The organism is Endozoicomonas sp. ALC020, from assembly GCF_049275935.1.
Classification (GTDB): domain Bacteria; phylum Pseudomonadota; class Gammaproteobacteria; order Pseudomonadales; family Endozoicomonadaceae; genus Endozoicomonas_A.
The window spans coordinates 767,245-791,476 of the sequence record NZ_CP184830.1 but is presented as its reverse complement, the minus strand read 5'-3'; the positions used below and the strand labels follow the sequence as shown (position 1 = coordinate 791,476).

Below are 24,232 nucleotides of genomic sequence, written 5' to 3'. Positions count from 1 at the left end.
GTCTACGGAAGCTTTTTTGGCACATGGCAATCATATCCATATAGCGATTCAGAAATTCTTGGCTATTCTCTCTCTGTACTTCGAATAATGAAATTAGCCAATGGCGTTCCTTTATTTTTCCAGAGCAGAAAGTCAACACGGATTGAATTGGTTTTCTATCAGACAAAGAGGGCGGTGTTGGCATTATTGACCAAATTGTACAGAGAGACTTTAGTGCATTTTTACCGCTCATTGGTAGCCTTAATAGCGTTTGTTCTTTCATTAATAACAACGGTGGTTGTACAGTTATGCTATTCCTCAACCGTTATTGATCGGCATAGTCCTGATGGGTACAAGGTTCGGATTGAAATCAATGATGATGCAGATCCGCAGGATAAGGTTCAGTGGCAATTGATTTTGCTGCTCCCCGAAGGTTTCAATGACCGAAACAGCATTCTTTGCTTTAATGCACCTGTGGCGCCAGCAGACTCGAACAGTATCGCAATATTAGTCACGAACGACTTGAGCAACTATTGCTATCAGCTAACGATACTGTCAGAGGGACAAATACCCATTTTCCATCATCTGTCAAAAGGTGTCTCGGAAAATAGCATAACTGTTCGTTTACAATCCACGACGGCAGACAGACCTGAGCTTACTTCTGTAAACACCGATCCGCTTCTGAATGACAAACCCCATGCGACCTCACTTATTCTTCTGGCCTGTTCCGACAACATGATTGTCAGTGAGCTGGAAACGCAGCAAGCTCTGAATAACACAATGACATTGACAGGAGGCAAGCTCACTGGCATTGCTGATTTTTCCAGTGACGGGGGTGGTGGCTTTTTCTATTCGCTCCCACCCCCGCCTTCGCCCGGAGGCGGCGGCAGGCCGTCGGGATTATTCGAAATAGACCTGCTTATCCTGAAACCCGTCATCACATGGTTGATGTCCATTGGCAAGGATTCTATTTCGTTTGACCAGCAGTCATCCCCGGCACACCTGAAAATTACACGCGTTAATGGCGATGGTTCTTCCAGCGAAGTCGCTATACCCGTTAGCTGGCTTGACTTTCTCGATATTGAACAATTGATCGATGTTGATTTCTGGAATACTCTTCTTCGGCGTGCAGCCAATACCTGTCCTGCCAGCGAAAGTCTTCAGTGGCAGCTTGGCTGTTTCAAACTATTTCTTGAGAGTGCTGTCTTGAAGGCAGGTAATGGGGATGGACAACCCTCTTATAGCGTATCCGATGCAGGACCTGAGAACGGAAATAACGACCATCAAGAGGAGGAAAGAGAAGAACCTGAAGATCAGGAGGGCCAATCATCTGGAGAAGACAGTGATGGTAGCGGAAATGAAAATAACAGAAAAGACGATGATGGTGACAAGAGTGAAAAAAATGCGACGACTCAAGACCTTCAGGAACTTGCTGACCAGCTTATTGCCATTATTGAAGGCAGCGATCGCAATGCAGTTTATAAGCTGAGGCAAATACTGGATGAACTGGACAGGCCTCAACGTTTACAGGTTTTGGAAACAAAAGGCACGAACATCAGGGGGAATACTGTCACTCCTCTTGAGGCGGTACTGGAACTGCGGCGTTCTTGCAAAGAGAATTCATTGCGCAACCGTTTTATCGAGCAGCTGATAGAAGCCACGAGCGATACAAAACAGACTTTGAATGACCTTGGTATTCTGTCTTCACTGCAACCGATCATTCCAACTGACGAGACACTGCTCAAAGTCGGCGAAAACAACCTGATGATTTTGCATAAGATTGTTCAGGACATCATTCATAGGGTCAATCAACCTGATCAACAGCCACCTATAGGACAATTTGAAAAATGTTGCTTTACTGAGTACTTCGTTCATTTGTTCCTGATCTATTCAAACCCCATTGAACTTATTCGTAATCTGTTAGGGAAAATATCAGATGTCGCTATAAGTCACGATATCATGATTTATGCACAATCATTTACATTTTCCACCTCTTTTCTGGATACCCTTATACGATTTGATCAGCACCCGTCATCCCATGAATTAATAAGCTTCTCAGAGAAACTGTACATGCAGTTGCAATCTTGCTCTTCACCACAAGAGCCTCTGATCAGTAACAGTGATAATATTGCCAACGAAATAATTGCCATCAATGCAAATACATTCACAGATCCCATCCAGCAGGTTGATAGCTACCAGAGTACCTCGGGCTCTGTGGGCAGTTCCTCTAATCTAACAGCTGATAGATACTTACAGCAGGGAGCAAGGCCAAAACAGCCCGGGTTTGCTGATCGGCAAAATGACTCTTCCCAAAAGAGAGCCAGCCTTGGACAACCTCCAGACTTCCCGACGATTACTCCGGGAAATGCAGTGAATGCTGACAATAGCCCCGACGATCATCGGGCTAAAAATTTGAAACATAAATTGAATAAGTTAGAAGGTGTTGTAAGTAATTACCTCAGGCTTAGAAAAGCAATTGATCTGAAGAGAATCGCTAAGGAAAAAGAAGAGCAAAAAAGACAACAGATAGAAAGACAACAGACTGAAAAGTTAACAGTAGAGGTTCAAAGGTTAACAATAGAAAATCAAGGATTAACTCAGGAGGTTCAGGGGGTAAGAGCAGAGAATCAGGAGTTGGCTATAAAGAATCAAAATCTTACTGCAGTAGCTCAAAGGCTCTGGAAACGGGTGACCCAGTCAGACACTGAGAACCAACGTTTGAGGGAAAATATCGAAAAGTTGGAGGGAGAGCTCGGGAAACAACAAGAATTAATAGACTTAATGATCCAGCAAGCCCTCCAACAGGTGGCAGCAGCCAGTCCAGCGATGTCAGCCAGTGACCCGAAGAGTTCTGCTTCTTGCCCGCAGTCGAGCCTCCCTGATGTGAAGGCAAACCGGTCGGGTGGGGAGTTACCGCTATCTCGGCAAGAAAGCATAAAGCCAATGTGCGAACACTACCACAGGCGCTGCCTTGTGAAATTCAAGTGCTGTGGCCTCTATTTCCCCTGCCATAGATGTCATAATGCAAGCCCTCGCTGTCAAGTTGAAAATTGCAAGGTTTTTGACGCAACACACCTTAAATGTACTCTCTGTGCCTATGAAGGGGAAATTACGGATGGCTCCCAGACATGCCCGGGATGCAACGAGCGGATGTCTGACTTTTTCTGTGCAAAGTGCAAACACTTCATCAGTGCAGAACTAAACCCGTTCCACTGTGATAAATGCGGCATTTGTCGAGTATATGAGGAGAAAAACTATCACTGTGATGTTTGCAACATCTGCATGAATAAAAGGTTAAAAGGCAATCACATATGCCGACCTGATTCAGGGCACGATGAATGCTGCATCTGCCTCGAAGACGCCTTCGGCGGCTGCCAGATACTACCCTGCTCCCACAGAGTCCATAGGGAATGCGCCGATGCGATGATTCAAAACGGAGTGACAAGCTGCCCAGTGTGCAGGGATCCCTTCCGGTTAAGGTGAATACCACATCTTCGTCACCCCTGGCCTGGAGATTGAATGCAGTGGTGGAAATATTAACCTTGCCAGGCTGTATTTGTGGATTAATGGCCTGAGGTTTGAGTGTGGAAACGGTCTGTTGTGGAAAATCTTCGCTTCGGCTATAAGCTTCTATTCTCAGGTGTTTGAGGGTTTCCAGACGGGCGCTGTAAAGCCTGATTGATGGGCAGAATGAAAGAGAGTCTCAACAATTGGCCTGTAAAATCAGGCAGTAGCTGAGTCTGGATGATTTTTAGTGGTATTCGTAGATTGGGTATATGAAAAAAATGAAGACGTTAAATTGTGCCGGAAAGTCTCTGACTTTTGACCGAACGCTGGTCATGGGAGTATTGAATATTACCCCGGACTCCTTTTATGAAAGCAGTCGTTATCAGAGTCTGGATCAGGTGCTGAGTAGTGCTGAGCAAATGGTTCGCGATGGGGTCGATATTCTGGATGTGGGTGGTGAATCCACAAGGCCAGGAGCAGACGGAACAGTCACCAGTGAGCAGGAGCTTGAGAGGGTTGTGCCTGTTGTGGAAGCTTTGAGAACGAACTTTGATCAGGTGGTCTCTGTGGATACCAGTTCTGCCCTGGTTATTTCTGAAGCCAGCAAAGCCGGTGCAGGCATGATTAATGATGTGCGTGCTCTGTTGAGGCCCGGAGCTCTTGAGGCGGCGGCCGCCACCGACCTTCCTGTCGTTTTGATGCATTCGCTGGTTGAACAGACAGAACCAGGCTTTGTGCCTCAATACGATGATCTGGTCAGCGAAGTGAATGAGTATCTGCTTGAGCGTGTCAGTGCCTGTGAAACGGCGGGTATTACCAGAGATCGACTGATACTTGATCCGGGATTTGGTGGCGGCATGTTTGGAAAAACACCTGCCCATGATCTGCAGTTACTCAAACATCTGGATCGTGTGCTTGCTCTTAACTTCCCGGTGTTGGCAGGAATGTCCAGAAAGTCATTCATTGGTGTTGTGTTGAATAAGCCTGCAGAGCAGAGGTTAAGTGCAAGTCTTGCCGTTGCTACTCTGGCTGCCCGGGCAGGGGCTCAAATTATTCGAGTTCATGATGTTGCTGAAACCGTTGATGCAGTTCGTATGGTAGATGCAGTCAGGAATGCTTAAGGTGTTTTAATCGCCTGCTCTTGTGGGCAGGCATTGGCTCTGATTCTTTTTTCTATTTCTCCCTTTTTTCGCAGCGTTGGCTCTAAGCGCAGGTAGGGAGAATTTTGTCATTTGTAAGACAATCATTTCTATTAAGTCTGTATGACAGTCATGTCATAATTCAGAGTATATCTTCAGTATTTTTTGTTCTGCGACGCCATCATGGCAAAGCAGAATATCGCCTGTTTTCACCTGTCACTCCTTTTTGTCTAGCCATTTGAGAGTGCTGTCTGACAGCGGATTCAGGCGCCAGATTATTGCATAAGGGTTGCTTTATGGGTCGCAAATTTTTCGGCACCGATGGTATTCGAGGCAAGGTGGGTGAGTTTCCTATTACCCCGGATTTCGTTCTCAAGCTGGGCTGGGCTGCGGGTAAGGTTCTGGCAGCAGAGGGCGAGGGTAAAGTCGTTATTGGTAAGGATACCCGTATCTCCGGCTACATGTTTGAGTCTGCTCTGGAGGCCGGTCTTTCTGCGGCGGGTATTGACGTGTGTCTGACCGGTCCTATGCCGACACCTGCTATCGCTTATCTGACCCGCACTTTTAATGGTCAGGCCGGAATTGTAATCAGTGCCTCTCATAATCCTTTCTACGACAACGGTATCAAGTTCTTTACCGGTAATGGCAGCAAATTGCCAGACGATGTTGAAGCAAAAATCGAGGCTCTGATAGAAGGTGTTATTGAGGTCGTTGACTCTGGTGAGCTGGGTAAAGTGACCCGACTGGATGATGCTTCCGGTCGTTATATCGAATATTGCAAAGCCAGTACTGTCTACCCTCTCGACTTGCGTGGCATGAATATCGTGATTGATGCCGGTCATGGTGCTACCTATCAGGTGGGTCCTGCTGTGTTCAGAGAGCTGGGTGCCAATGTTCAAGCCATTGGAATTAACCCGAACGGTTTGAATATCAATGAGGGTTGTGGTTCTACCCAGCCTGACAATCTGGCTGAAATTGTCAAAGAACGTGAAGCTGATCTGGGAATTGCTTTTGATGGTGATGGCGATCGAGTCATCATGGTGGATGACAATGGTGAGATTGTTGATGGTGATGAGCTGCTGTTCGCTATTGCTCTGGATCGTCGTCAACATAATGAGCTGAAGGGAGGGGTTGTCGGCACTCTGATGACAAACCTGGGAATGGAGAAAGCTCTGGAAGCCAACAATATTCCTTTTGCCCGAGCCAAAGTCGGTGATCGTTATGTCAATGAGTTACTGCTGGAGCATGATTGGCAGATAGGTGGTGAGTCCTCCGGTCATATCATCTGTAGAGATGTGTCCACCACCGGTGATGGTATTGTCTCTGCGCTGCAAGTTTTGAAGGCCGTAGTTCGTTCAGGTAAAAAACTGTCTGAGCTGCGTAGAGGAATGAGCAAGTACCCGCAGACCATGATTAATGTCCGGGTAAAAGAGAAAAAAGACACTGATAAAGTACCGGGTATTGTTGCCGCTGTGCAACAGTCTGAAACTGAACTGACAGGTCGTGGTCGTGTGCTCTTGAGGCCTTCCGGCACTGAGCCTGTTATCCGTGTCATGGTAGAGGGTGAGAATGCCGAAGAAGTTCGTGCTCACACCGAAAGACTGGCCATGGTGGTTGAACGGGAAATGTCCTGATTCTCGTTTTACAGGCTGGCTGGATGATTTCCAGTCAGTCTGTTGCTTTTGAAGTTTATTATTGATCTACGACAGTTTTAAGCAACCTCTTGCTTCTCTGAATTACTTTCCTTAGGTAGGATAAAAAACCGGCGTGTCAAATTTGTACGGGTCAGTCTACCCGGACTTGACTGCTGTTGCTCGAAAGAAAAATAAAAAATATTTTACAGGGGAAATATCATGCGTTTTGTCGCTGCCCTCTTTATGCTGATCCTGCCAGCGTTCTCTTTTGCACAGAACTACTCCATTGGTACCGGTGGTCAAAGTGGTATTTATTATCCGCTCGGTGGTGCACTGGCAAAAGTTTGGTCTGATAAGGTTCATGGGGTTAATGTAAAAGCAGAAGTTACTGCCGCTTCTGTTGAAAATACTATCAAGGTTGTTCGTGGCGATATGCTGGCTGGCATTGCCATGGGGAATGTGGTTCTCGATGCATACAGGGGTGAAGGCAAGTTTCCCGGTGAGATGCCGGTAAAGGTGTTGTTTGCCCTCTATCCAAATCTGGTTCATGCTTTGACCCTTCAAAGCTCGGACATCGCCAAACTGTCTGACCTCAAAGGTAAGCGGGTTTCTTTGGGTGCACCGGGTTCCGGGACCGCTGTTACCTCTGCTGCACTGTTGGAGAGTGTGGGTGTTGATCCCAAAAAAGATATCCGCGCTGTTTACCTGAATTATTCTGAAACCACTAATGCTCTGGCTAATGGTCAGGTTGATGCGGGCTTTATTGTCGGTGGTCAGGGAGTAGGCGCTGTAACCCAAGTCGCTCTGACTCACCCGATTCGTGTCCTGCCAGTCTCTGAAAAAGAGCGTGAGAAATTCATTGCTGAAAACCCTGCTTACAGCAGTTATACCATTCCGGGTGATGTATACAACGGCGTTGAAGCGGTTGATACCCTGAGTATCTGGAATGTCCTCGTCGTGCGAGCTGATATGTCTGACGACATGGCTTTCAGCCTTACTAAAGCAGCTTTTGAAAACATGGATGATGTTCGCAAGGTGGTAAAAGTGGCCGAAGCCACTACCAAAGGCAATGCCACTCGCCTGTCCGGTGTGCCTTTGCATCCGGGTGCTGAAAAATACCTGAATTCCATCAATTGAGTTTTCGGGTGGCCGAATGAATAAAGTCGTGATCAAAGCGCTGGGTTATCTGGTTCTTGTCTGTGCAGTACTTCTGTCTGTGTTTCAGATCTGGCAGGGGATTACCTCGACGATTTCTGCCACCTATTTCAGGCCGGTTCATCTGGCCTGGGTCATGGTGCTGATATTTCTTAATTATCCTTTGCTGAAAAACGAAGAGAGTCGTTTTTTTGTGCCAGTCAGGCTGTTTGATTTGATTCTGGCCCTGGCTACTGTGGTGGCGGGCTTTCGAATTATTAACTTTGACTACAACGATATTAACTATCTTCTGTATGGTCTTTCCGATTATGACCTTTATGCTGGTGTCGTCTATGTGGTGCTGATGATGGAGGCCTGTCGTCGGGCTGTAGGCTGGGTGATGGTGTTCATAGCATTGTTGTTCCTGGCTTATAGTGGTTTTGGGGATATGCTGCCAGGTGCTCTGGCAACCAAGAGTTACAGTGTTCAGGAATGGGTGCAGTTTCAGATCTTTTCCAGTAATGGCGTGTTTGGTTCTGCGCTGGGCATTGCGGCCACCACTGTCTTTATCTTTGTTCTGTTTGGAGCCTTCCTTGAGGTAACAGGCGCAGGCAAGTTCTTTATTGATCTGGCATTTGCTATTGCCGGTAAATACCGGGGAGGGCCTGCCAAGGCAGCCGTTATTGCTTCCGCTGGTCTGGGTTCTATTTCCGGATCTGCTATTGCCAATACGGTGACCACTGGCTCCATCACCATACCGATGATGAAAAAACTGGGTTATAAGCCAGAACAGGCTGCAGGTATCGAAGCCGCTGCATCAACCGGTGGGCAAATAATGCCACCTATTATGGGGGCAGGTGCTTTTGTGATGGCGCAATTTACCGGTGTGCCCTACAGCGACATCATGATTGCCTCCATTGCGCCTGCACTGCTCTACTTCTTCTGTACACTGTTGTACGTCCATATCATGGCCTGCAAACTTGAATTGCCAACAGTCAGTCGGACTGAAGCGGTATGGAGTGTCATGAAGCAGGGTGCTCACTTCCTTCTTCCCCTGGCCCTGATTACTAGCCTGCTGATGATCGGGTACTCGCCTCTTCTGGTGGGGGTGGCCGGTTGTGCGGCTATTCTGGTGGCGGCGTCACTGAGAAGTCATAGTCGTATAGGTGTCAGCAAGATCATTGAAGGGCTTAAGTCGGGTGCGCTGCTGGCCTTGCCTATCTCTGTTGCCTGTGCAGCGGCAGGAATTATTGTTGGTGTAGTAGGGCAGACCGGTATTGGGTTGCAGTTTACGCAGTTCGTTATGGCACTTTCCGGTGGGTATATGTTTACTGCGCTGATTCTCATCAGTCTTGTTGCCCTGGTGCTTGGAATGGGATTGCCTGTCACTGCTGCCTATATAGTATTGGCGGTAATGGCTGTACCTTTGTTGGGTGATTTTGGATTGCCTCTGTTGACATCGCATCTGATGGTTTTCTGGTTGTCTCAGACTTCCAATGTAACGCCTCCTATCGCTCTGGCAGCGTTTGCGGGAGCGGGTGTTGCTAATGCCAGTCCAATTAAATCTTCCGTTGAGGCGTTCAAGTTGGCGGCGGGCTTATTTTTGATTCCGATTGTGATGGCCTATACCGGTTTAATTAATACTGGAGAGGATTTTGCCGGATTGGTTATCGCGGTTGCCCGGACAATAGCCATCATTATTAGCATGGCTGTTGTTGTCGAAGGTTACCTGATTAGAAGATTAAGCCTGTTGGAAAGAGGTTTGGCCTTCAGCAGTTTACCAGTTCTACTGTTTAATCCTGCGGGTTTAGGCTTTTTGGGTATTTTTCTTGTAATGATGCTGTTGTTAATGCAGTGGCGAGCAACTGGGGCTGTGTTGCGTTCTCATTCGAGTTGAGTGATATGGGCCGGTCGCGCTCTCATTCATCAGCTAATGTGCAGTACTCTGATATAAAGTTAACGTTCTTGAAGGCTATTCATGCACTGGCCTTGAATGAGCAGTAGTGATTCTCTAAGTGCTTGACTGGTTATGAGTTTATTGATTTTCATCCGCTGTTGGAAAATTGCCAGTGAAAGGTGTCATCACAGTTGTATAACAAAGGAACTTGGGTTAGTATGCCGACCTCGCGAATGTTGAGGTGAGCAGTATGCGCCAGCCACTGGTTGCCGGTAATTGGAAGATGAATGGATCTCTCGAAGAGAACCGTCAATTACTGGGTAAACTTGTTTCCGGTCTTGATACTAAAGCTGAAGTCCTGGTTTGTCCTCCTTCGATTTATGCTCAAGGCATTTGCGAAATATTGGCTGTTAGTGCTATAAAAGTTGGCTTGCAGAATGTCTCTGACAAGACATCTGGCGCTTATACTGGCGAGGTTTCGCCTCTGATGGTCAAAGATCTTGGTATTGAATACGTGATCATTGGTCATTCTGAGCGTCGCTCTCTGTTTGGAGAGGGTGATGAGGAAGTTGCTGCGAAATTCTGTGCTCTGGCTGATCAGGGTTTGGTGCCTATCCTTTGTGTGGGTGAAACTCTGCAAGAGCGAGAAGCTGGCAGCACCATGAAGGTGGTGACAGCTCAGGTCGAAGCTGTGCTGCGGACTGCTGGTCCGGAGCGTTTGGCAAATTTTGTGATCGCTTATGAGCCCGTATGGGCTATTGGAACCGGGCTGACTGCAACACCGGAACAGGCGCAGGAAGTGCATGCTGTGATTCGCAGCTTGCTGGCAGAACATGATCAGGCTATGGCTGGCAGAACTCGTATTCTGTACGGTGGTAGCATGAAAGCAGCTAATGCTGCAGACCTGATCGCTTTGCCGGATGTTGACGGTGGTCTTGTGGGGGGAGCCTCATTGGTTGCTGAAGAGTTCCAGGCGATCTGTCGCGCTGCAGGATAGTGATGGAAACCATAATTCTTATTGTTCATGTTCTTGCCTCTGCTGCCGTAGTCGGTCTGATTTTGTTGCAGCAGGGTAAGGGTGCGGAAGCCGGTGCCAGTTTTGGGTCCGGTGCGTCACAAACAGTGTTTGGTAGTCAGGGTACTGGCAACTTTATGAGTCGTACTACGGCGATTCTGGCAACGGTGTTTTTTGTGACCAGTTTTGCTCTGGCTATGGTGGCCAGGCAAAAGGCAGACAGTATCGGTGATGCAGGTGTGCCAGCTGTAGTTGTTGAGGAGTCCGTTCCGGCCGGTGATGCACCGATCGCTCCGGAAGCCGCTTCAGAAACGAGCTCAGGTATAGGCTCAGAAAAGAGTGTCGAGAGCGATGCTCCTGTGATAGAATCACAACCCGTCGAAAGCGACGAGCAGAATAAAGAGCTGTCTCTGCCTCCAGTCCAGTAAGGACTAGCTTTAAGCAGGATGTAGTGGTGGTGTTTGCCCAGGTGGTGGAATTGGTAGACACGCCGTCTTGAGGGGGCGGTGGCCTAACGGTCGTGCGGGTTCAAGTCCCGCCCTGGGCACCAAATTGCCATTAACTTTTTCAGTAAATGGAAGAAAAGAATTTGGTTTAGTGTTGTAATGATTAAAAGGCGTATCTACAGTTATGGCTTGTGAAGCAGGTTTTTAGCTGGCAGTATACTGGAGTAGGTTTGATGCGGGGTGGAGCAGCCTGGTAGCTCGTCGGGCTCATAACCCGAAGGTCGTCAGTTCGAATCTGGCCCCCGCTACCAAATAATTAAACCCCATTATGGGGTTTTTTATTAGGTGCGTCAGAGTCTTTTGTTGGGCTTGAGGTGTCGGTCTCGACAGGGCTCTGGGAGTCTATTGAATTCATGTCTGATGGCGTGACTTTGGTAGGTTAATTAGTTGCGTCCAGCTGGAAAACTGGGTGCATAGAAGAGACAGGGCTTTTAAGCCCTTTTTTTGTTTTTGCAGACAGGTGTTTCCAACGTGGCAGGCAAGCAGTCGCAGCTGGAAGCATTGATTGGACCCGTGGTTGAATCCCTTGGCTATCAGCTTTGGGGAGTTGAGTTCAAATCTCAGGGTAAGCAGTCAATGCTTCGCATTTATATTGATTCCCTTGATAAAGAAAAGGGAATTCAACTGGATGACTGTGAGGTCGTCAGTCGCCAGGTCAGTGGGGTTCTCGATGTGGAAGATCCCATTACGGAAGAATATACCCTCGAAGTCTCATCGCCCGGAGTAGACAGGCAGCTGTTTACTCTTGAGCACTTTGTAGCCTGGGCGGGGGCAGAAGTTAATGTGCGTTTGAGGGTGCCTTTTGAAGGGCGTCGCAAGTACAGGGGTATTGTAAGAGGGGTTGAAGATCAGGACGTGGTGTTAGTTGTCGATGATCACGAACTGCTTCTTCCCATTGAGAGCATAGACAAGGCTCAGGTGATACCGAGATTCGACTAACTTCAGACTCAAAACTGGTAATGACCAGATAAAAGATTGAGAACAAGGTTCAGGCCGGGTTGTTAGCCGTTGTCTGCAATAACAAAGTTGATTACAGGCAGGGGTCTTCCCGGTTAACGGCCAGGGAAGTGTTGGCAAAGGCATGGACTGGTTCAGCATAGGCGAGGCAGAGCATGAGTAAAGAAATTCTGTTGGTCGTTGAGTCCGTTTCCAACGAGAAGGGCGTTCCACCCGAAGTGATCTTCGAGGCTATGGAAATTGCTCTGGCGACCGCGACCAAAAAGCGTTACGAAACCGAAGTTGATATCCGGGTGGCGATTGACCGCAGCAGTGGTGAATACGATACCTTCCGTCGTTGGACTGTAGTTGCTGACGAAGATTTCGAGTTTCCTGGCATGCACTTTACCCTGGATGAGGGTAAGGAAAAGGATGAGTCACTGGAAATCGGTGGTGTCTGGGAAGAGCAGGTTGAGTCTGTAGCATTTGGACGGATAGCAGCCCAGACTGCCAAACAGGTTATTGTTCAGAAAGTGCGTGAAGCTGAACGTGCCCAAATGGTTGAGCAATATCGTGACAAGCTGGGCGATCTGATTAATGGAACCGTAAAGAAAACGACTCGTGACAGTATTATTGTTGACCTTGGCAACAATGCTGAAGCAGTCATGCGTAAGGATAGCGTCTTGCCACGTGAGAACTTCCGTATGGGAAGTCATGTAAGGGCACTGCTCAGTGAAATTTCCACGGAAGGTCGTGGACCGCAGCTGATGCTGTCCCGAACTGCGCCTGAAATGCTGATTGAATTGTTCCGCATTGAAGTGCCAGAGATTGCTGAAGAGGTTCTGGAGATCAGGGCGGCTGCCCGTGACCCGGGCTCAAGGGCAAAGATTGCCGTTAAAACCAATGACGGTCGCATTGATCCGGTAGGTGCTTGCGTAGGTATGCGCGGTGCTCGTGTACAGGCGGTATCCGGCGAGTTGGGTAATGAACGTATCGACATTGTTCTGTTCGACGAAAACCCTGTCCAGTATGTGATTAATGCCATGCAGCCTGCAGAGGTTGCCTCCATCATCGTTGACGAAGATTCCGGAACTATGGATATCGCAGTCAGTGAGGATAATCTGGCCCAGGCCATTGGTCGTAGTGGTCAGAATGTTCGACTGGCCAGTGAGCTGACTGGCTGGAAATTGAACGTTATGACAGAAGCTGAAGCCGCTGCCAAACAGGAAAAGGAAGCGGACAGGTTTAAACAGAGTTTTATTGATCTGCTCGACATTGATGAAGAACTGGCGCAGCTGCTGGTCGACGAAGGATTCACCACCGTTGAAGAAATTGCCTATGTCCCACTGGAAGAGATGGTGGCAATTGAAGGCATGGATGAAGACATCGTGGAAGAGCTTCGCACTCGTGCGAAAGACAAGCTGCTGACCCAGGCCATTGCTCGAGAAGAAAAGCTAGATGGCGCACAGCCAGCTGAAGACCTTCTGACTATGGACGGTATGGATGAGGAGCTGGCACTGGAGCTGGCCAGCCTGGGTGTCATTACTATGGAAGATCTGGCGGAGCAGTCCATTGACGACCTTCTCGAAATTGAAGGTATGGACGAGACGCGTGCGGGTGAATTGATTATGACGGCGCGTGCTCCCTGGTTCGAGGAAGCTGGTAACTGAGCGGGCCACTGAGAGGAGAAGTGTTAATGGCAGAAGTAACCGTAGAACAACTCGCGAAGGTGGTCGGCGCTCCGGTCGAAAGGTTGCTGCAGCAGATGCAGGATGCGGGCCTGAAGCAGACAAAGGCTTCGGAAGCCGTGTCGGATGCAGAAAAGAAGCAGTTGCTGGCTCACCTGAAAAGCATTCACGGTGATCATACAGGTACTGCTGAGCCAACCAAGATCACCCTCAAGCGCAAAACTGTCAGTCAGATGAAAGTATCTGGCGGTGGTGGCGCTGGTAAGAAAAAAGTTGTCAATGTAGAAGTTCGCAAGAAGCGTACCTACGTCAAGAACGAAAAAGCGGAAGAGCAGAAGCCGGAAGAAAAGCGGGCTCGTGGTGACTCACGCCGTGATGGTGACCGTCCTCAGCGTCGTGACGGCGATCGTCCTCAGCAGCGTCGTGACGGCGATCGCCCACCGCGTCGTGATGGTGATCGTCCTCAGCGTCGTGATGGTGATCGTCCTCAGCGTCGTGATGGTGATCGCCCACCACGTCGTGATGGCGACCGCCCACCGCGCCGTGACGGAGATCGTCCGGCTCGTCGTGATGGTCCTTCTGCACCTGGCTTTGATCCAGCAGCAGCGCCAATGCCGACTCCGGAAGGTGATAAGCGAGGTCGTAATCGTAAAGCCAAAGATCGCCGTGATGAGCCCCGTGAAGAGCGCGGTCGTCGTGGTGAGAAGCGTGGCGGACGTAGCGCCGGTCGTAAAGACGATCGTCGTGGCGGCCGTAAGGCAGCTCGAACTATCACGCCTGAATCCATGGCCGCTCACGGCTTCACCAAGCCAACCGCTCCGGTGATACGTGAAGTCTCAATTCCTGAGACCATCACTGTTGCTGAACTGGCGCAAAAAATGGCCGTGAAGGCCGCTGACGTCATCAAGGCAATGTTCAAGATGGGCTCCATGGTGACCATCAACCAGGTGATCGACCAGGATACAGCGTCCATCGTGGTTGAAGAGATGGGTCACACCTTCAAGTTGGCTAAGGCTGACAGCATTGAAGACTCCCTGACTGAAAATCAGGAAGGTAGCGTAACCGAGTTTGAAGAGAGGCCTCGTGCACCGGTTGTCACGGTAATGGGTCACGTTGACCACGGTAAGACCTCCCTGCTGGACTATATCCGCAAGAGTCGTGTGCAAGCTGGCGAGGCCGGTGGTATTACTCAACACATTGGTGCTTATCATGTAGATACGCCACGCGGTATGGTGTCCTTCTTGGATACTCCTGGACACGCGGCCTTTACCGCTATGCGTGCTCGTGGTGCCAAGGCAACGGATATCGTCATTCTGGTGGTTGCAGCTGACGATGGTGTTATGCCTCAGACCGAAGAAGCGGTTCAGCACGCCAAGGCTGCCGGTGTTCCTGTGGTTGTTGCTGTGAACAAGATCGATAAGGAAGCTGCAGATCCTGATCGTGTGAAGAATGAACTGGCTGCGAGGGAAGTCATTCCTGAAGAGTGGGGTGGTGACACCCAGTTTATTCATGTATCGGCTCTGACCGGTCAGGGTATTGACGAGCTGCTGGAAGCGGTGCTTCTTCAGGCTGAGGTTCTTGAACTGTCTGCTGCTGACGAAGGTCCGGCTAAAGGCGTGGTGGTTGAATCCCGTCTGGATAAAGGTCGTGGCCCTGTCGCTACGGTTCTGGTTCAGTCCGGTAACCTGCAACAGGGTGACAACATTCTGGTAGGTCAGCAGTACGGTCGTGTTCGTGCGATGCTGGATGAAGACGGTAAGGCGATCAAGGATGCAGGTCCTTCCATCCCGGTTGAAATTCTGGGCTTGGACGGTACGCCTGATGCCGGTGATGAGCTGATTGTGGTTAAGGATGAGCGTAAGGCTCGTGAAATCGCACTGTTCCGTCAGGGTAAATACCGTGAAGTCAAACTGGCTCGTCAGCAGGCTTCCAAGCTGGAAAATATCTTCTCCAGCATGGGCTCTGAAGAGAAGAAAACTCTCAATATCGTTCTGAAAGCAGACGTACGAGGTTCTCTGGAAGCTCTGACGACTTCTCTGGAAGAGCAGGGTAATGATGAAGTACAGGTTAAGGTTATTTCTGGCGGCGTAGGTGGTATCACTGAAACCGACGCTAACCTCGCTCTGGCTTCCAACGCTGTTATTGTCGGCTTTAATGTTCGTGCTGATGCCTCTGCCCGCAGGGTGATTGAGGCAGAAGAACTGGATCTCCGCTACTACAGCGTCATCTACGACATCATCGAAGATGTTAAGAAGGCTCTGGGCGGTATGCTGGGCTCCGACACCCGTGAGCAGATTGTTGGTACCGCAGAAGTGCGTGACGTCTTCCGTTCTCCGAAGTTCGGTGCGGTGGCTGGCTGTATGGTTATTGAAGGTACTGTTTACCGCAACGACCGTATCCGTGTTCTGCGTGACAACGTGGTTATCTTTGAAGGCGAACTGGAATCCCTGCGTCGCTTCAAGGATGACGTGCAGGATGTGCGCGAAGGCATGGAGTGTGGTATCGCGGTTAAGTCCTACAACGACGTTAAGCCAGGCGATAAGATCGAAGTGTACAAGACTGTCGAGGTCAAGCGTACTCTTTAATCAGGCTCGGCCGATCTCATTCGGTTGCCCGTCAAAGAAGCCCGCAGAAATGATTGCGGGCTTTCTCATATCAGCAGGATTGAATCCCCAATGGCTAAAGAATACAGTCGAACCCAGCGGGTGGCGGACCAGATTCAGAAAGAACTGGCACAGCTGATCCAGCTGGAGATGAAAGATCCCCGTCTGGGTATGGTCACTGTCAGTGCGGTAGAAGTTTCCCGCGACCTGGCCTTTGCCGATGTTTTTGTTTCTTTCCTGGGTGTAGACGACCAGAAAGGCGTCAGTAACCAGAAAAGCGCTGATGAGGACCTTGAGGTGCTGCAGAGTGCTGCCGGATTCCTGCGCAGCCAGCTGGCCCGTTCCATCAAGTTACGTAGCATTCCCCAGTTGCGTTTCCGCTATGACAATAGCCTGAGGCGTGGGGCGTATATGAGTGAGCTGATTGCAAAAGCTCGTTCTGGTGACAGTGATCATCAGGGTGAGTCTGAGGAGTAATGGATGTCTAAACGCAGACGTAGCCGTGGCCGCAGGGTGGACGGTATTGTTGTTGTGAATAAGCCCAAAGGTGCCAGTTCCAATGACGTTCTGCAACGCGTCAAGGGGCTTTATGGTGCAGCCAAGGCCGGTCATACCGGCAGTCTTGACCCTCTGGCCACAGGCGTTTTGCCGATCTGTCTGGGTGAGGCGACCAAGTTTTCACAGTATCTGCTGGAGTCCGATAAGTCCTACAGGACGGAAGTAAAGCTGGGTATCCAGACGGAGACCGGTGACCGTGAAGGTGAGATTGTTGAGCAGCGTGCGGTGAATGTTACCCGCTCTGATATCGAGACTGTCCTTGATCGTTTCCGTGGTGAGGTTGATCAGGTTCCCAGTATGTATTCAGCGTTGAAGTACAATGGTGAGCCCCTTTATAAGCTGGCTCGTCAGGGGATTGTTGTTGAGCGTCCGTCTCGCCGAATCACTATCTATCGTCTTGAACTGCTGGATTTTGAAGGTGACAGGTTAATCCTTGAAGTGGACTGTTCCAAGGGCACCTATATCCGTACACTGGCTGAAGATGTTGGTGCGGCTCTTGGTTGTCTGGGGCATGTTGCCGAACTTCACAGAATTAAAGCCGGTCCATATACTGAACACCAGTCTCACACTTTGGAAGAGCTCGAAGACATTCGTGACGGCGGTGGTCACAGGGCTCTGGATGAGCTCTTATTACCGTTGGATACTTCCGTCAGTGACTGGCCTCAGATCCGTCTGGGGGCAACCAGCAGCTACTACATCAGTCAGGGGCAGCCTGTTCAGGTACCTCAGGCGCCAACCAAAGGGAATGTCCGTATTTATGGCCAGGAAGAGGTTGAAGGGCAGGAAGTCTTTCGATTCCTGGGGATTGGTGAGATTGATGAAGACGGTCGTGTCGCTCCCAGGCGGCTGATCAATTCTGGAAACTGAGGCAGATTTTCTGGCGTGGTGGTTTTAACAGACTGGCTTCCGGTTGGAAGTTGGTGTTAGAATGCCCCGCTTGGTTGACAGCAGGTGCTGTTAAACTTTGAAGGCTGGCTGTAAATATGCACGGTCTTGCCTGATTGTGAATGCATATTAACTGGAGTACAAAACAATGGCTTTGACTGCCAAAAAGAAAGCGGAAATCATCAAGAAATTCGGTCGCACTGAAGGCGACAGCGGTAGCCCTGAAGTTCAGGTTGCTCTGCTGACTGCAAACATCGAAGGTCTGCAGGGGCACTTCAAGGCAAACCACAAGGATCACCACTCCCGTCGTGGTCTGATTCGCATGGTAAACCAGCGTCGTAGCATGCTGAACTATCTGAAGGGTAAAGACGTTGAGCGTTACCGTTCCCTGATCGAGCGTCTGGGTCTGCGTCGCTAATAGCGCCTGTCTCGCTATTGACCTGGATTCAGGATTCTACTTTGGGTTGTTCTGTCAAGTTCAACTCAGGGTTGAACAGGATACATTGAACAGTTTTGTGTCTGATAAATGTATTTCTGTGCAGCTAAAGCACCGCCGGCTTCCGTTGTGAGGCAGGCGGTGTTTTTGCATTGTTGATCACAGGAAAAAAGAAAAATCAGTGTGTTGTAAAAAGCAGCAAGGTGTTGCTGATAAGCTGTGAAATCTTTATTGCAAATAAGTGTATAATAAGGTTCTGACTTTTCTTGTGGTTAAAAAAACCATAAAGACGACATTGCTTTTACGGTTTTAAAGAGAGGGATTACCCCTCTCAAGTGCCTGACCAGGTACTCATACCAATCGTATTTTCTAACTCCCGCAATGAGCATGGAGATTTGAGCCTTAAGACAAGGCGGCGTGAGGAGTCATAGCCTTAGCTATGGCGACGATCGCCAACGCAGGATTAAGGCTCAAATCTTCAGCGCAATAGGGAGTTAGAAAGTTCGATTGGTATTACATGTCAGCACTCTGGTCGTCAGTAGAGGGTGCAATTCCAAGTCTGTCTGGATAGGCGGGGTCTGTACATTATCCAGAAGGTTTAGAATTGCATCTGTCACGCCACTATGACCGGGTACTGTATTGGTTCATTCACACTCAATAGGAAAACGTTGTGAATCCGGTAATTAAAACATTTCAGTTCGGTGATCAGACCATCACTCTGGAAACTGGCCGTGTTGCTCGTCAGGCTTCAGGTGCCGTCCTGGCCAAGATGGGCGATATTGCTGTTTTGGCAACCGTAGTGGGTGCCAAGCAGGCAAACGAAGGTCAGGATTTCTTTCCGCTTTCTGTGCACTATCAGGAAAAAACATACGCTGCTGGTAAAATACCGGGTGGTTTCCTGAAGCGCGAATCCCGTCCAAGCGAAAAAGAAACTCTGACCTCCCGTTTGATCGATCGTCCTATTCGTCCTCTGTTCCCTAAGGGGTTCATGAATGAAGTGCAGGTTGTCTGTACTGTCATGTCTACTGACAAAAAGAACGACCCGGACATCCTCGCCATGGTCGCTACTTCTGCGGCTCTGGCTGTATCAGGTATTCCTTTCGATGGCCCTATTGGTGCTGCGCGCGTTGGTTTCAATGAAGAGAAAGGCTATCTGCTGAACCCTGACTATGAAGAGCTGAAGACTTCAGAGCTGGACATGGTAGTAGCGGGTACCAACGACGCTGTTCTGATGGTTGAATCTGAAGCCCAGGAGCTGACAGAAGACGAAATGCTGGGAGCAGTCTTATTTGCTCATCAGGAATACCAGACCGTCATCCAGGCCGTTAAAGAGCTGGCTGCAGAAGCTGGCAAGGCTCGCTGGGAGTGGGAAGCGCCAGCTGAGAACACTGAGCTGAAAGAAAAAGTAGCGTCCTTCGAAGGCAAAATGCGTGAAGCTTACCAGATCACCATCAAGCAGGATCGTACTGCTGCCGTAAAATCGCTGCGCCAGGAAGTGCTGGAAGCCATTGCTGGTGAAAACAGTGCTTTCGACACTTCTGATGTTGAAAAAGCCTTCGGCAAGCTGGAGAAAAATGTTGTACGTGGCAACATCATCAGCGGTATGCCTCGTATCGATGGCCGTGATACCAGGACGGTCCGTAACATTGGTGTCGAGATCGGCGTTCTGCAGAAGACCCATGGTTCATCCCTGTTCACCCGCGGTGAAACTCAGGCCATCGTTACCGCCACTCTGGGGACGACTCGCGACGCTCAGATCGTTGACAATCTGGAAGGTGAAGTCAAAGATCCATTCATGCTGCACTACAACTTTCCTTCATACTCTGTAGGCGAGTGTGGTCGTATGGGAGCGCCTGGTCGTCGTGAAATTGGTCATGGTCGTCTGGCTCGTCGTGGTGTTCAGGCGGTTCTGCCTACTCAGGAAGATTTTCCGTACACCATCCGTGTTGTTTCCGAGATCACAGAATCCAACGGTTCCAGCTCCATGGCTTCGGTTTGCGGTTCTTCCCTGGCCCTGATGGATGCAGGTGTGCCTTTGAAAGCACCTGTAGCCGGTATCGCCATGGGTCTGGTTAAAGAAGGTGATCAGTTCGCTGTTCTGACCGACATTCTGGGTGATGAAGACCACTTGGGTGATATGGACTTTAAAGTAGCGGGTACTTCTGAAGGTATTACTGCCCTGCAGATGGATATCAAGATTGCCGGTATTACGGAAGAGATCATGGAGATTGCCCTGGAGCAGGCTATGCAGGCCCGCCTGCACATTCTGGGCGAGATGAACAAGGTCATCAGTTCTGCTCGTACGGAACTGAACCCGAATGCGCCTATGACCATGTCTCTGAAAATTGACCCGGACAAGATTCGTGACGTGATCGGTAAAGGGGGTTCTACTATTCGCAGCATCTGCGATAAAACGGGTGCGTCCGTTGATATCGACGACAGCGGTATGGTACAGATCTTTGCCGAGAACAGCGAGAAAGCCAAGGCTGCCTATGACATGGTCTACGGCATAACTGCCGAAGCCGAGATTGGTAAGATCTATACCGGTGAAGTGACTCGTATTCTTGACTTTGGCGCATTCGTCAGTGTTTTGCCCGGTAAAGACGGTCTTGTGCACATTTCTCAAATCGCCAATGAGCGTGTTGAGAATGTGACCGACTACTTGAAAGTTGGCCAGACTATCGACGTTGTGGTGCTGGATATTGACTCCCGTGGTCGTATTAAGCTCAGCATTAAAGAAGTTGAGCGTGCAAGAGAACAGCAGGGCTGATCTTGAGTGCGTAACTTTCTAATAAAACAGGAGCCAGTGGCCCCTGTTTTATTATCTCCCTATCACACCGCTAAATCGCTGAACTCCCAAGCTGTAAGTCAGACTTCATTAGAACCAGTTTTTATAAGTCATTTATATAATTTGCTATTAAACCTACAAACTCACAGCCAGATCTCATAAGAATCGGTTTTTATAAGTCATTTATATTCTATTTATCATTGAAATAAAAACTATACTGTCGTCTTGTTGAGTGTTACGAACAGGCTTTTAACCGGGTTTTACCGTAACTATGGTCGAGGAGCTTAAGCATGAAACGAGTTTTAGGGGCTCTACCCGTGCTGGTCTTATCCATCGCTGTGACTCACGGTGCAATTGCTTTTGCCGTTGAGCAGCGCCAGGGAGGGCCTACGCACTCAGATTCAAAGCAATCAAAAAATGGAACGCTTCTTCCATCCGATTTGGATCCGACATTGCCGTCGGGCGACTCAAGAGCTGGGAAAAGCAGTTCTGTTGATTCCTCATCAAGTCAAAGTGATATTAAAAACAGCCCCAGTGAGCTATTTGCGCTATTAAAGGGCACGTTAGTAGAGGGCATACAGCTTCCTGAGAATTCTCAGAGAGCGATCATCGATCAGAACAACCTGATTCCTTTTGATGTCGATGAGGATAACTACACTGACGCTAAGAAAAAGCCAACACTTCTTTGGGCAAGGGCGACTTTTCTTAAAAAAAAGCACCCCCCTCACCTTAATGAAGGTGATCTCCGGCCGGCACTATTTCCGTTAAACACTTCCTCCTATAAACGGGCCGATCCCTTCGGGACTGCGGTCGTAAAGTGTGATTCCCCACTGCCAGCACCTTTAACCAAAAAGGGTCGCTGCAATGATCAGCAACCGACCGGATTCTGTCGAGTCAAGTTAGAGTGGGGCGGAGGGGTCTATACCCTCGTTGGTATGCTGGCCAACACACCCGATGATTTCAGCGGATGTCTTTTATCGGGTAGAATAACAGATAATTTCCTGGCATCCTTGGGGGTTGAGGCTCTGCTACCCAGAGACATTCTGGTCACTGACGAAGAATATTATCAGATCAATGTTACTTATCGCAGAGGCTCCTACCGATTTCGGAAAGAGCCTAGGCATCCGGTACTCTTTGCATCGACAGTACTCTTGTCTGGGAGTCTGCGTCATGAAACTTTGTGTAAAAATGATGCCAGCCCCGGAACCCAATGGTACAGCGATTACAGCGATGGGGTTCGTGAAAGCGGAGATGGATGTGCAGGACTGATAGCTGGTGCTAACCCATCAGGCTCTATGCTCCATTTTATCCCTATACGAAAGAAGGCCCTTCCAGTCAAGCAGTCTCCTGTTGTATGGCAAGCAATGGAATCTGAACAAGATATCAGAGGAGTCAATCTTGATGTTTATGAATACTTTTGCTCCCCCAGAAGGCCTTACAAAGAGTTTATCCTGGGCTCACTGGCAGGGCAGGGATCTGATAAGTATTGTGGATATATAGGTACCAGTGGAAAAAGTGGCTACGTCGCTACCAATCAGGATGGCAGTATTGCTACTGATTACCTGAAACCTGTGATTAATGGTAGGATTGGCTGGAAGGCTTTTGAGGATAATCTGCCTGACGAGGCTATTATTGCCGGTTACAGCGTTGCAGGTTTTAGCAGAAGAATAGACAGGGTACCGGTATATTTTTGTCGTTTTATGAATAACGGTTTCAAAACCTTCGGCCAGTATTTTAAGGAGGGCAAAGTCTGTAAAGCATCATTTGCAACGCCCTGCGGAGACTCCAACGCCCTGGTTACTTCAGATACCTTTGAAATTCTAGTCAGGAAGTGACGGGCAGAACCAGGAAGGCTGCAGACGGAATGTCAATTGTCGTTGTTTGGGCAATGGTGCGGCCCGCACTGGCTAATGAACATGTCATTAAACGTTTGAATGAACTGCTCTATGTGCATTTCAATAATGCCGGTACTGGCAGGGCTTCTCTCAGAAGTAGACCTGAATCCTTCGATGTTAAGTGGGATTGTGTCTTTGGTTATGTCGAATATGTACGGTACAGCATGTTTCAGGAGGTCCTTTACTTGCGGCTTTGTCAGGCCATAAGCGACTCCATAGCTGAAATGCCCCAGATTACTCCTCATGACTTCAAATATTACGCTATTTTCTGAGGAAAGAGGCTGAGTGTGTTGATTAATGGTAATCAGATTTTCAACTGCAGCAGACTCACCTTCAGGGTCTCGGATGTAAACGATATCTTTTTCTTTGTCATAGCCAATCAGGCTGTAGGCGTGTTCGGTTCTAATTTCTGCGAACGGTCTCAGCCCCAAGGGAGCTGAATGGGGTGGGCTAATGGAAACAGTGGCTGCTTTTTCATTATCGACAAAAGAATTAAGTTGCTTCTTCAATCGCTCCTGAGTTTGAAGTTGCGGGTTGACGAAATCGGTAAGCGATCCCATCAGTACAGTCAAAACTGATTCTTCATCTAACCCGTCCAGTTCTGAGTATTGATGATACTTGAATCTTGCCGGGCGATTATATCGATTTGCATTAATGAAACGTTTCGACAGGTGGGCGTAAGCGGCTTCCAGCATAGCCAGCCAAACACCACCATCACGTGTTTCGGCAAAGTGTGAGTAGCGCTCAACTTCTCTGAATTGGATCAGCGTGCCATCATCAATCCCCGGAAAAACAATGTCAAATGTTCGTTCATCCGTCGTCGTATGGAAGTAATTGAATATTAGTCTTTTTCCGGTTTCAGAGCTGGCAATTGAGGCCAGTGAGGCAATCAGAACACAATCTGGAAAATGTTTCTGCAGTAGATTGTCGGGAGTAATACTGGTCAAGCCGTGGGGGAAAAGCCGTTTATAGGCGTTGTTAAACGGTTGCCGTTCTGGCCTGGCAAGCCAGGTATCCCAAAATCCGTTGTCCTGCTCGTAGTGATACTTTGCGGCCTGCCCCGACAGTTCAGCCAGCTCAATACTATCCCTGCTTAATAAAGCGGTAACAGGGTTTTGCCATTGCTCGAAATTAACAAGGTAAAGCCTGATGGTCTGGTAAAGGTCTTTGTTCAAATAGGGAGCATGATAACCCTCAATCAGTTCATCTTGGGAGAGCAGGCCATCAGAGTCTTTATCAAGTGCACCTGCCAGCTCCGGAAAGTAGCGGTATGCCGAAGGGTAACCGGGTGAAAATTCGCCACTAAATACCTGGACAGTAAAAAAGAGCAGACTGGTCAGTAATAAAGTACGTAAATGGTCCATCCTGTTAATTCCTGTAATAAGCATCCTGCTGTTAAGCCATGCCCTCTGGTTTTGTCATGGGTTGTGACACGGCTTCTTAACCATTAAGTACCTGGCCAGTTGGTTTCGCATATTCTGGCGAGTGGATTTTTTCATCCTTCAAGGCGTAACGACGGGCGCGTAGCCGTAGCTACGCAACCAGAGTTGGAACGCAGAAGGGTGGAAAAAGCCGCCGTTCAGAATATGCGAAACCAACTGGTTAGGTACTTAGATGACAGGAAGTTCAAAA

General features: G+C 48.9%; 16 protein-coding genes and 2 tRNA genes. 17 read left to right on the top strand and 1 reads right to left on the bottom strand.

Annotation, left to right across the window (positions count from 1 at the left end):
- Positions 1 to 213 precede the first annotated feature (213 nt).
- From ACOJUO_RS02925 to ACOJUO_RS02845, 17 genes are all read left to right on the top strand, one after another.
- On the top strand, positions 214 to 3,462 hold the full coding sequence (locus ACOJUO_RS02925; protein WP_422138859.1) for a CHY zinc finger protein: 3,249 nt from the start codon (positions 214 to 216) through the stop codon (positions 3,460 to 3,462).
- A 302-nt stretch (positions 3,463 to 3,764) separates the two neighbouring features.
- On the top strand, positions 3,765 to 4,607 hold the full coding sequence (gene folP, locus ACOJUO_RS02920) for a dihydropteroate synthase (protein ID WP_422138858.1): 843 nt from the start codon (positions 3,765 to 3,767) through the stop codon (positions 4,605 to 4,607).
- A gap of 314 nt (positions 4,608 to 4,921) precedes the next feature.
- Positions 4,922 to 6,259 carry a phosphoglucosamine mutase gene (gene glmM / locus ACOJUO_RS02915; RefSeq protein ID WP_422135253.1) on the top strand — a complete coding sequence of 446 codons (1,338 nt, stop codon included), beginning with the start codon at positions 4,922 to 4,924 and terminating at the stop codon, positions 6,257 to 6,259.
- A 219-nt stretch (positions 6,260 to 6,478) separates the two neighbouring features.
- Positions 6,479 to 7,396: a TAXI family TRAP transporter solute-binding subunit gene (locus tag ACOJUO_RS02910; protein ID WP_422135252.1), complete on the top strand. Its 918-nt coding sequence runs from the start codon at positions 6,479 to 6,481 to the stop codon at positions 7,394 to 7,396.
- Positions 7,397 to 7,412: 16 nt separating this feature from the next.
- Positions 7,413 to 9,290, top strand: a complete 1,878-nt coding sequence (locus tag ACOJUO_RS02905; protein WP_422138857.1) for a TRAP transporter permease — start codon at positions 7,413 to 7,415, stop codon at positions 9,288 to 9,290.
- Positions 9,291 to 9,540: 250 nt separating this feature from the next.
- Positions 9,541 to 10,287 (top strand): triose-phosphate isomerase, encoded by a 747-nt coding sequence (gene tpiA / locus ACOJUO_RS02900; RefSeq protein ID WP_422135250.1) that lies wholly within the window; start codon positions 9,541 to 9,543, stop codon positions 10,285 to 10,287.
- 2 nt (positions 10,288 to 10,289) lie between these two features.
- Positions 10,290 to 10,733 carry a preprotein translocase subunit SecG gene (gene secG / locus ACOJUO_RS02895; protein ID WP_422138856.1) on the top strand — a complete coding sequence of 148 codons (444 nt, stop codon included), beginning with the start codon at positions 10,290 to 10,292 and terminating at the stop codon, positions 10,731 to 10,733.
- 35 nt (positions 10,734 to 10,768) lie between these two features.
- Positions 10,769 to 10,855, top strand: a tRNA-Leu gene (locus ACOJUO_RS02890).
- A gap of 130 nt (positions 10,856 to 10,985) precedes the next feature.
- Positions 10,986 to 11,062: transfer RNA gene (locus tag ACOJUO_RS02885), tRNA-Met, on the top strand.
- A 220-nt stretch (positions 11,063 to 11,282) separates the two neighbouring features.
- Positions 11,283 to 11,750 (top strand): ribosome maturation factor RimP, encoded by a 468-nt coding sequence (gene rimP / locus ACOJUO_RS02880; RefSeq protein WP_422135248.1) that lies wholly within the window; start codon positions 11,283 to 11,285, stop codon positions 11,748 to 11,750.
- A 173-nt stretch (positions 11,751 to 11,923) separates the two neighbouring features.
- Complete coding sequence (nusA, locus tag ACOJUO_RS02875) at positions 11,924 to 13,417, top strand: transcription termination factor NusA (protein WP_422135247.1); 1,494 nt, start codon at positions 11,924 to 11,926, stop codon at positions 13,415 to 13,417.
- Positions 13,418 to 13,443: 26 nt separating this feature from the next.
- Positions 13,444 to 16,020, top strand: coding sequence for a translation initiation factor IF-2 (gene infB, locus ACOJUO_RS02870; RefSeq protein ID WP_422135246.1), 2,577 nt, complete (start codon positions 13,444 to 13,446; stop codon positions 16,018 to 16,020).
- Between the two features lie 90 nt (positions 16,021 to 16,110).
- A complete protein-coding gene (gene rbfA, locus ACOJUO_RS02865; protein WP_422135245.1) occupies positions 16,111 to 16,515 on the top strand; it encodes a 30S ribosome-binding factor RbfA in 405 nt (134 codons plus the stop codon).
- 3 nt (positions 16,516 to 16,518) lie between these two features.
- Complete coding sequence (gene truB, locus ACOJUO_RS02860) at positions 16,519 to 17,463, top strand: tRNA pseudouridine(55) synthase TruB (RefSeq protein ID WP_422135244.1); 945 nt, start codon at positions 16,519 to 16,521, stop codon at positions 17,461 to 17,463.
- 166 nt (positions 17,464 to 17,629) lie between these two features.
- Complete coding sequence (gene rpsO, locus ACOJUO_RS02855) at positions 17,630 to 17,899, top strand: 30S ribosomal protein S15 (protein ID WP_422135243.1); 270 nt, start codon at positions 17,630 to 17,632, stop codon at positions 17,897 to 17,899.
- Positions 17,900 to 18,587: 688 nt separating this feature from the next.
- On the top strand, positions 18,588 to 20,687 hold the full coding sequence (gene pnp / locus ACOJUO_RS02850; protein ID WP_422135242.1) for a polyribonucleotide nucleotidyltransferase: 2,100 nt from the start codon (positions 18,588 to 18,590) through the stop codon (positions 20,685 to 20,687).
- Between the two features lie 308 nt (positions 20,688 to 20,995).
- Positions 20,996 to 22,540, top strand: coding sequence for a hypothetical protein (locus tag ACOJUO_RS02845; RefSeq protein ID WP_422138855.1), 1,545 nt, complete (start codon positions 20,996 to 20,998; stop codon positions 22,538 to 22,540).
- 32 nt (positions 22,541 to 22,572) lie between these two features.
- Here the strand turns inward: ACOJUO_RS02845 and ACOJUO_RS02840 are convergent, their stop codons facing one another.
- Positions 22,573 to 23,964, bottom strand: coding sequence for a hypothetical protein (locus tag ACOJUO_RS02840; protein WP_422138854.1), 1,392 nt, complete (start codon positions 23,962 to 23,964; stop codon positions 22,573 to 22,575).
- Positions 23,965 to 24,232 lie beyond the last annotated feature (268 nt).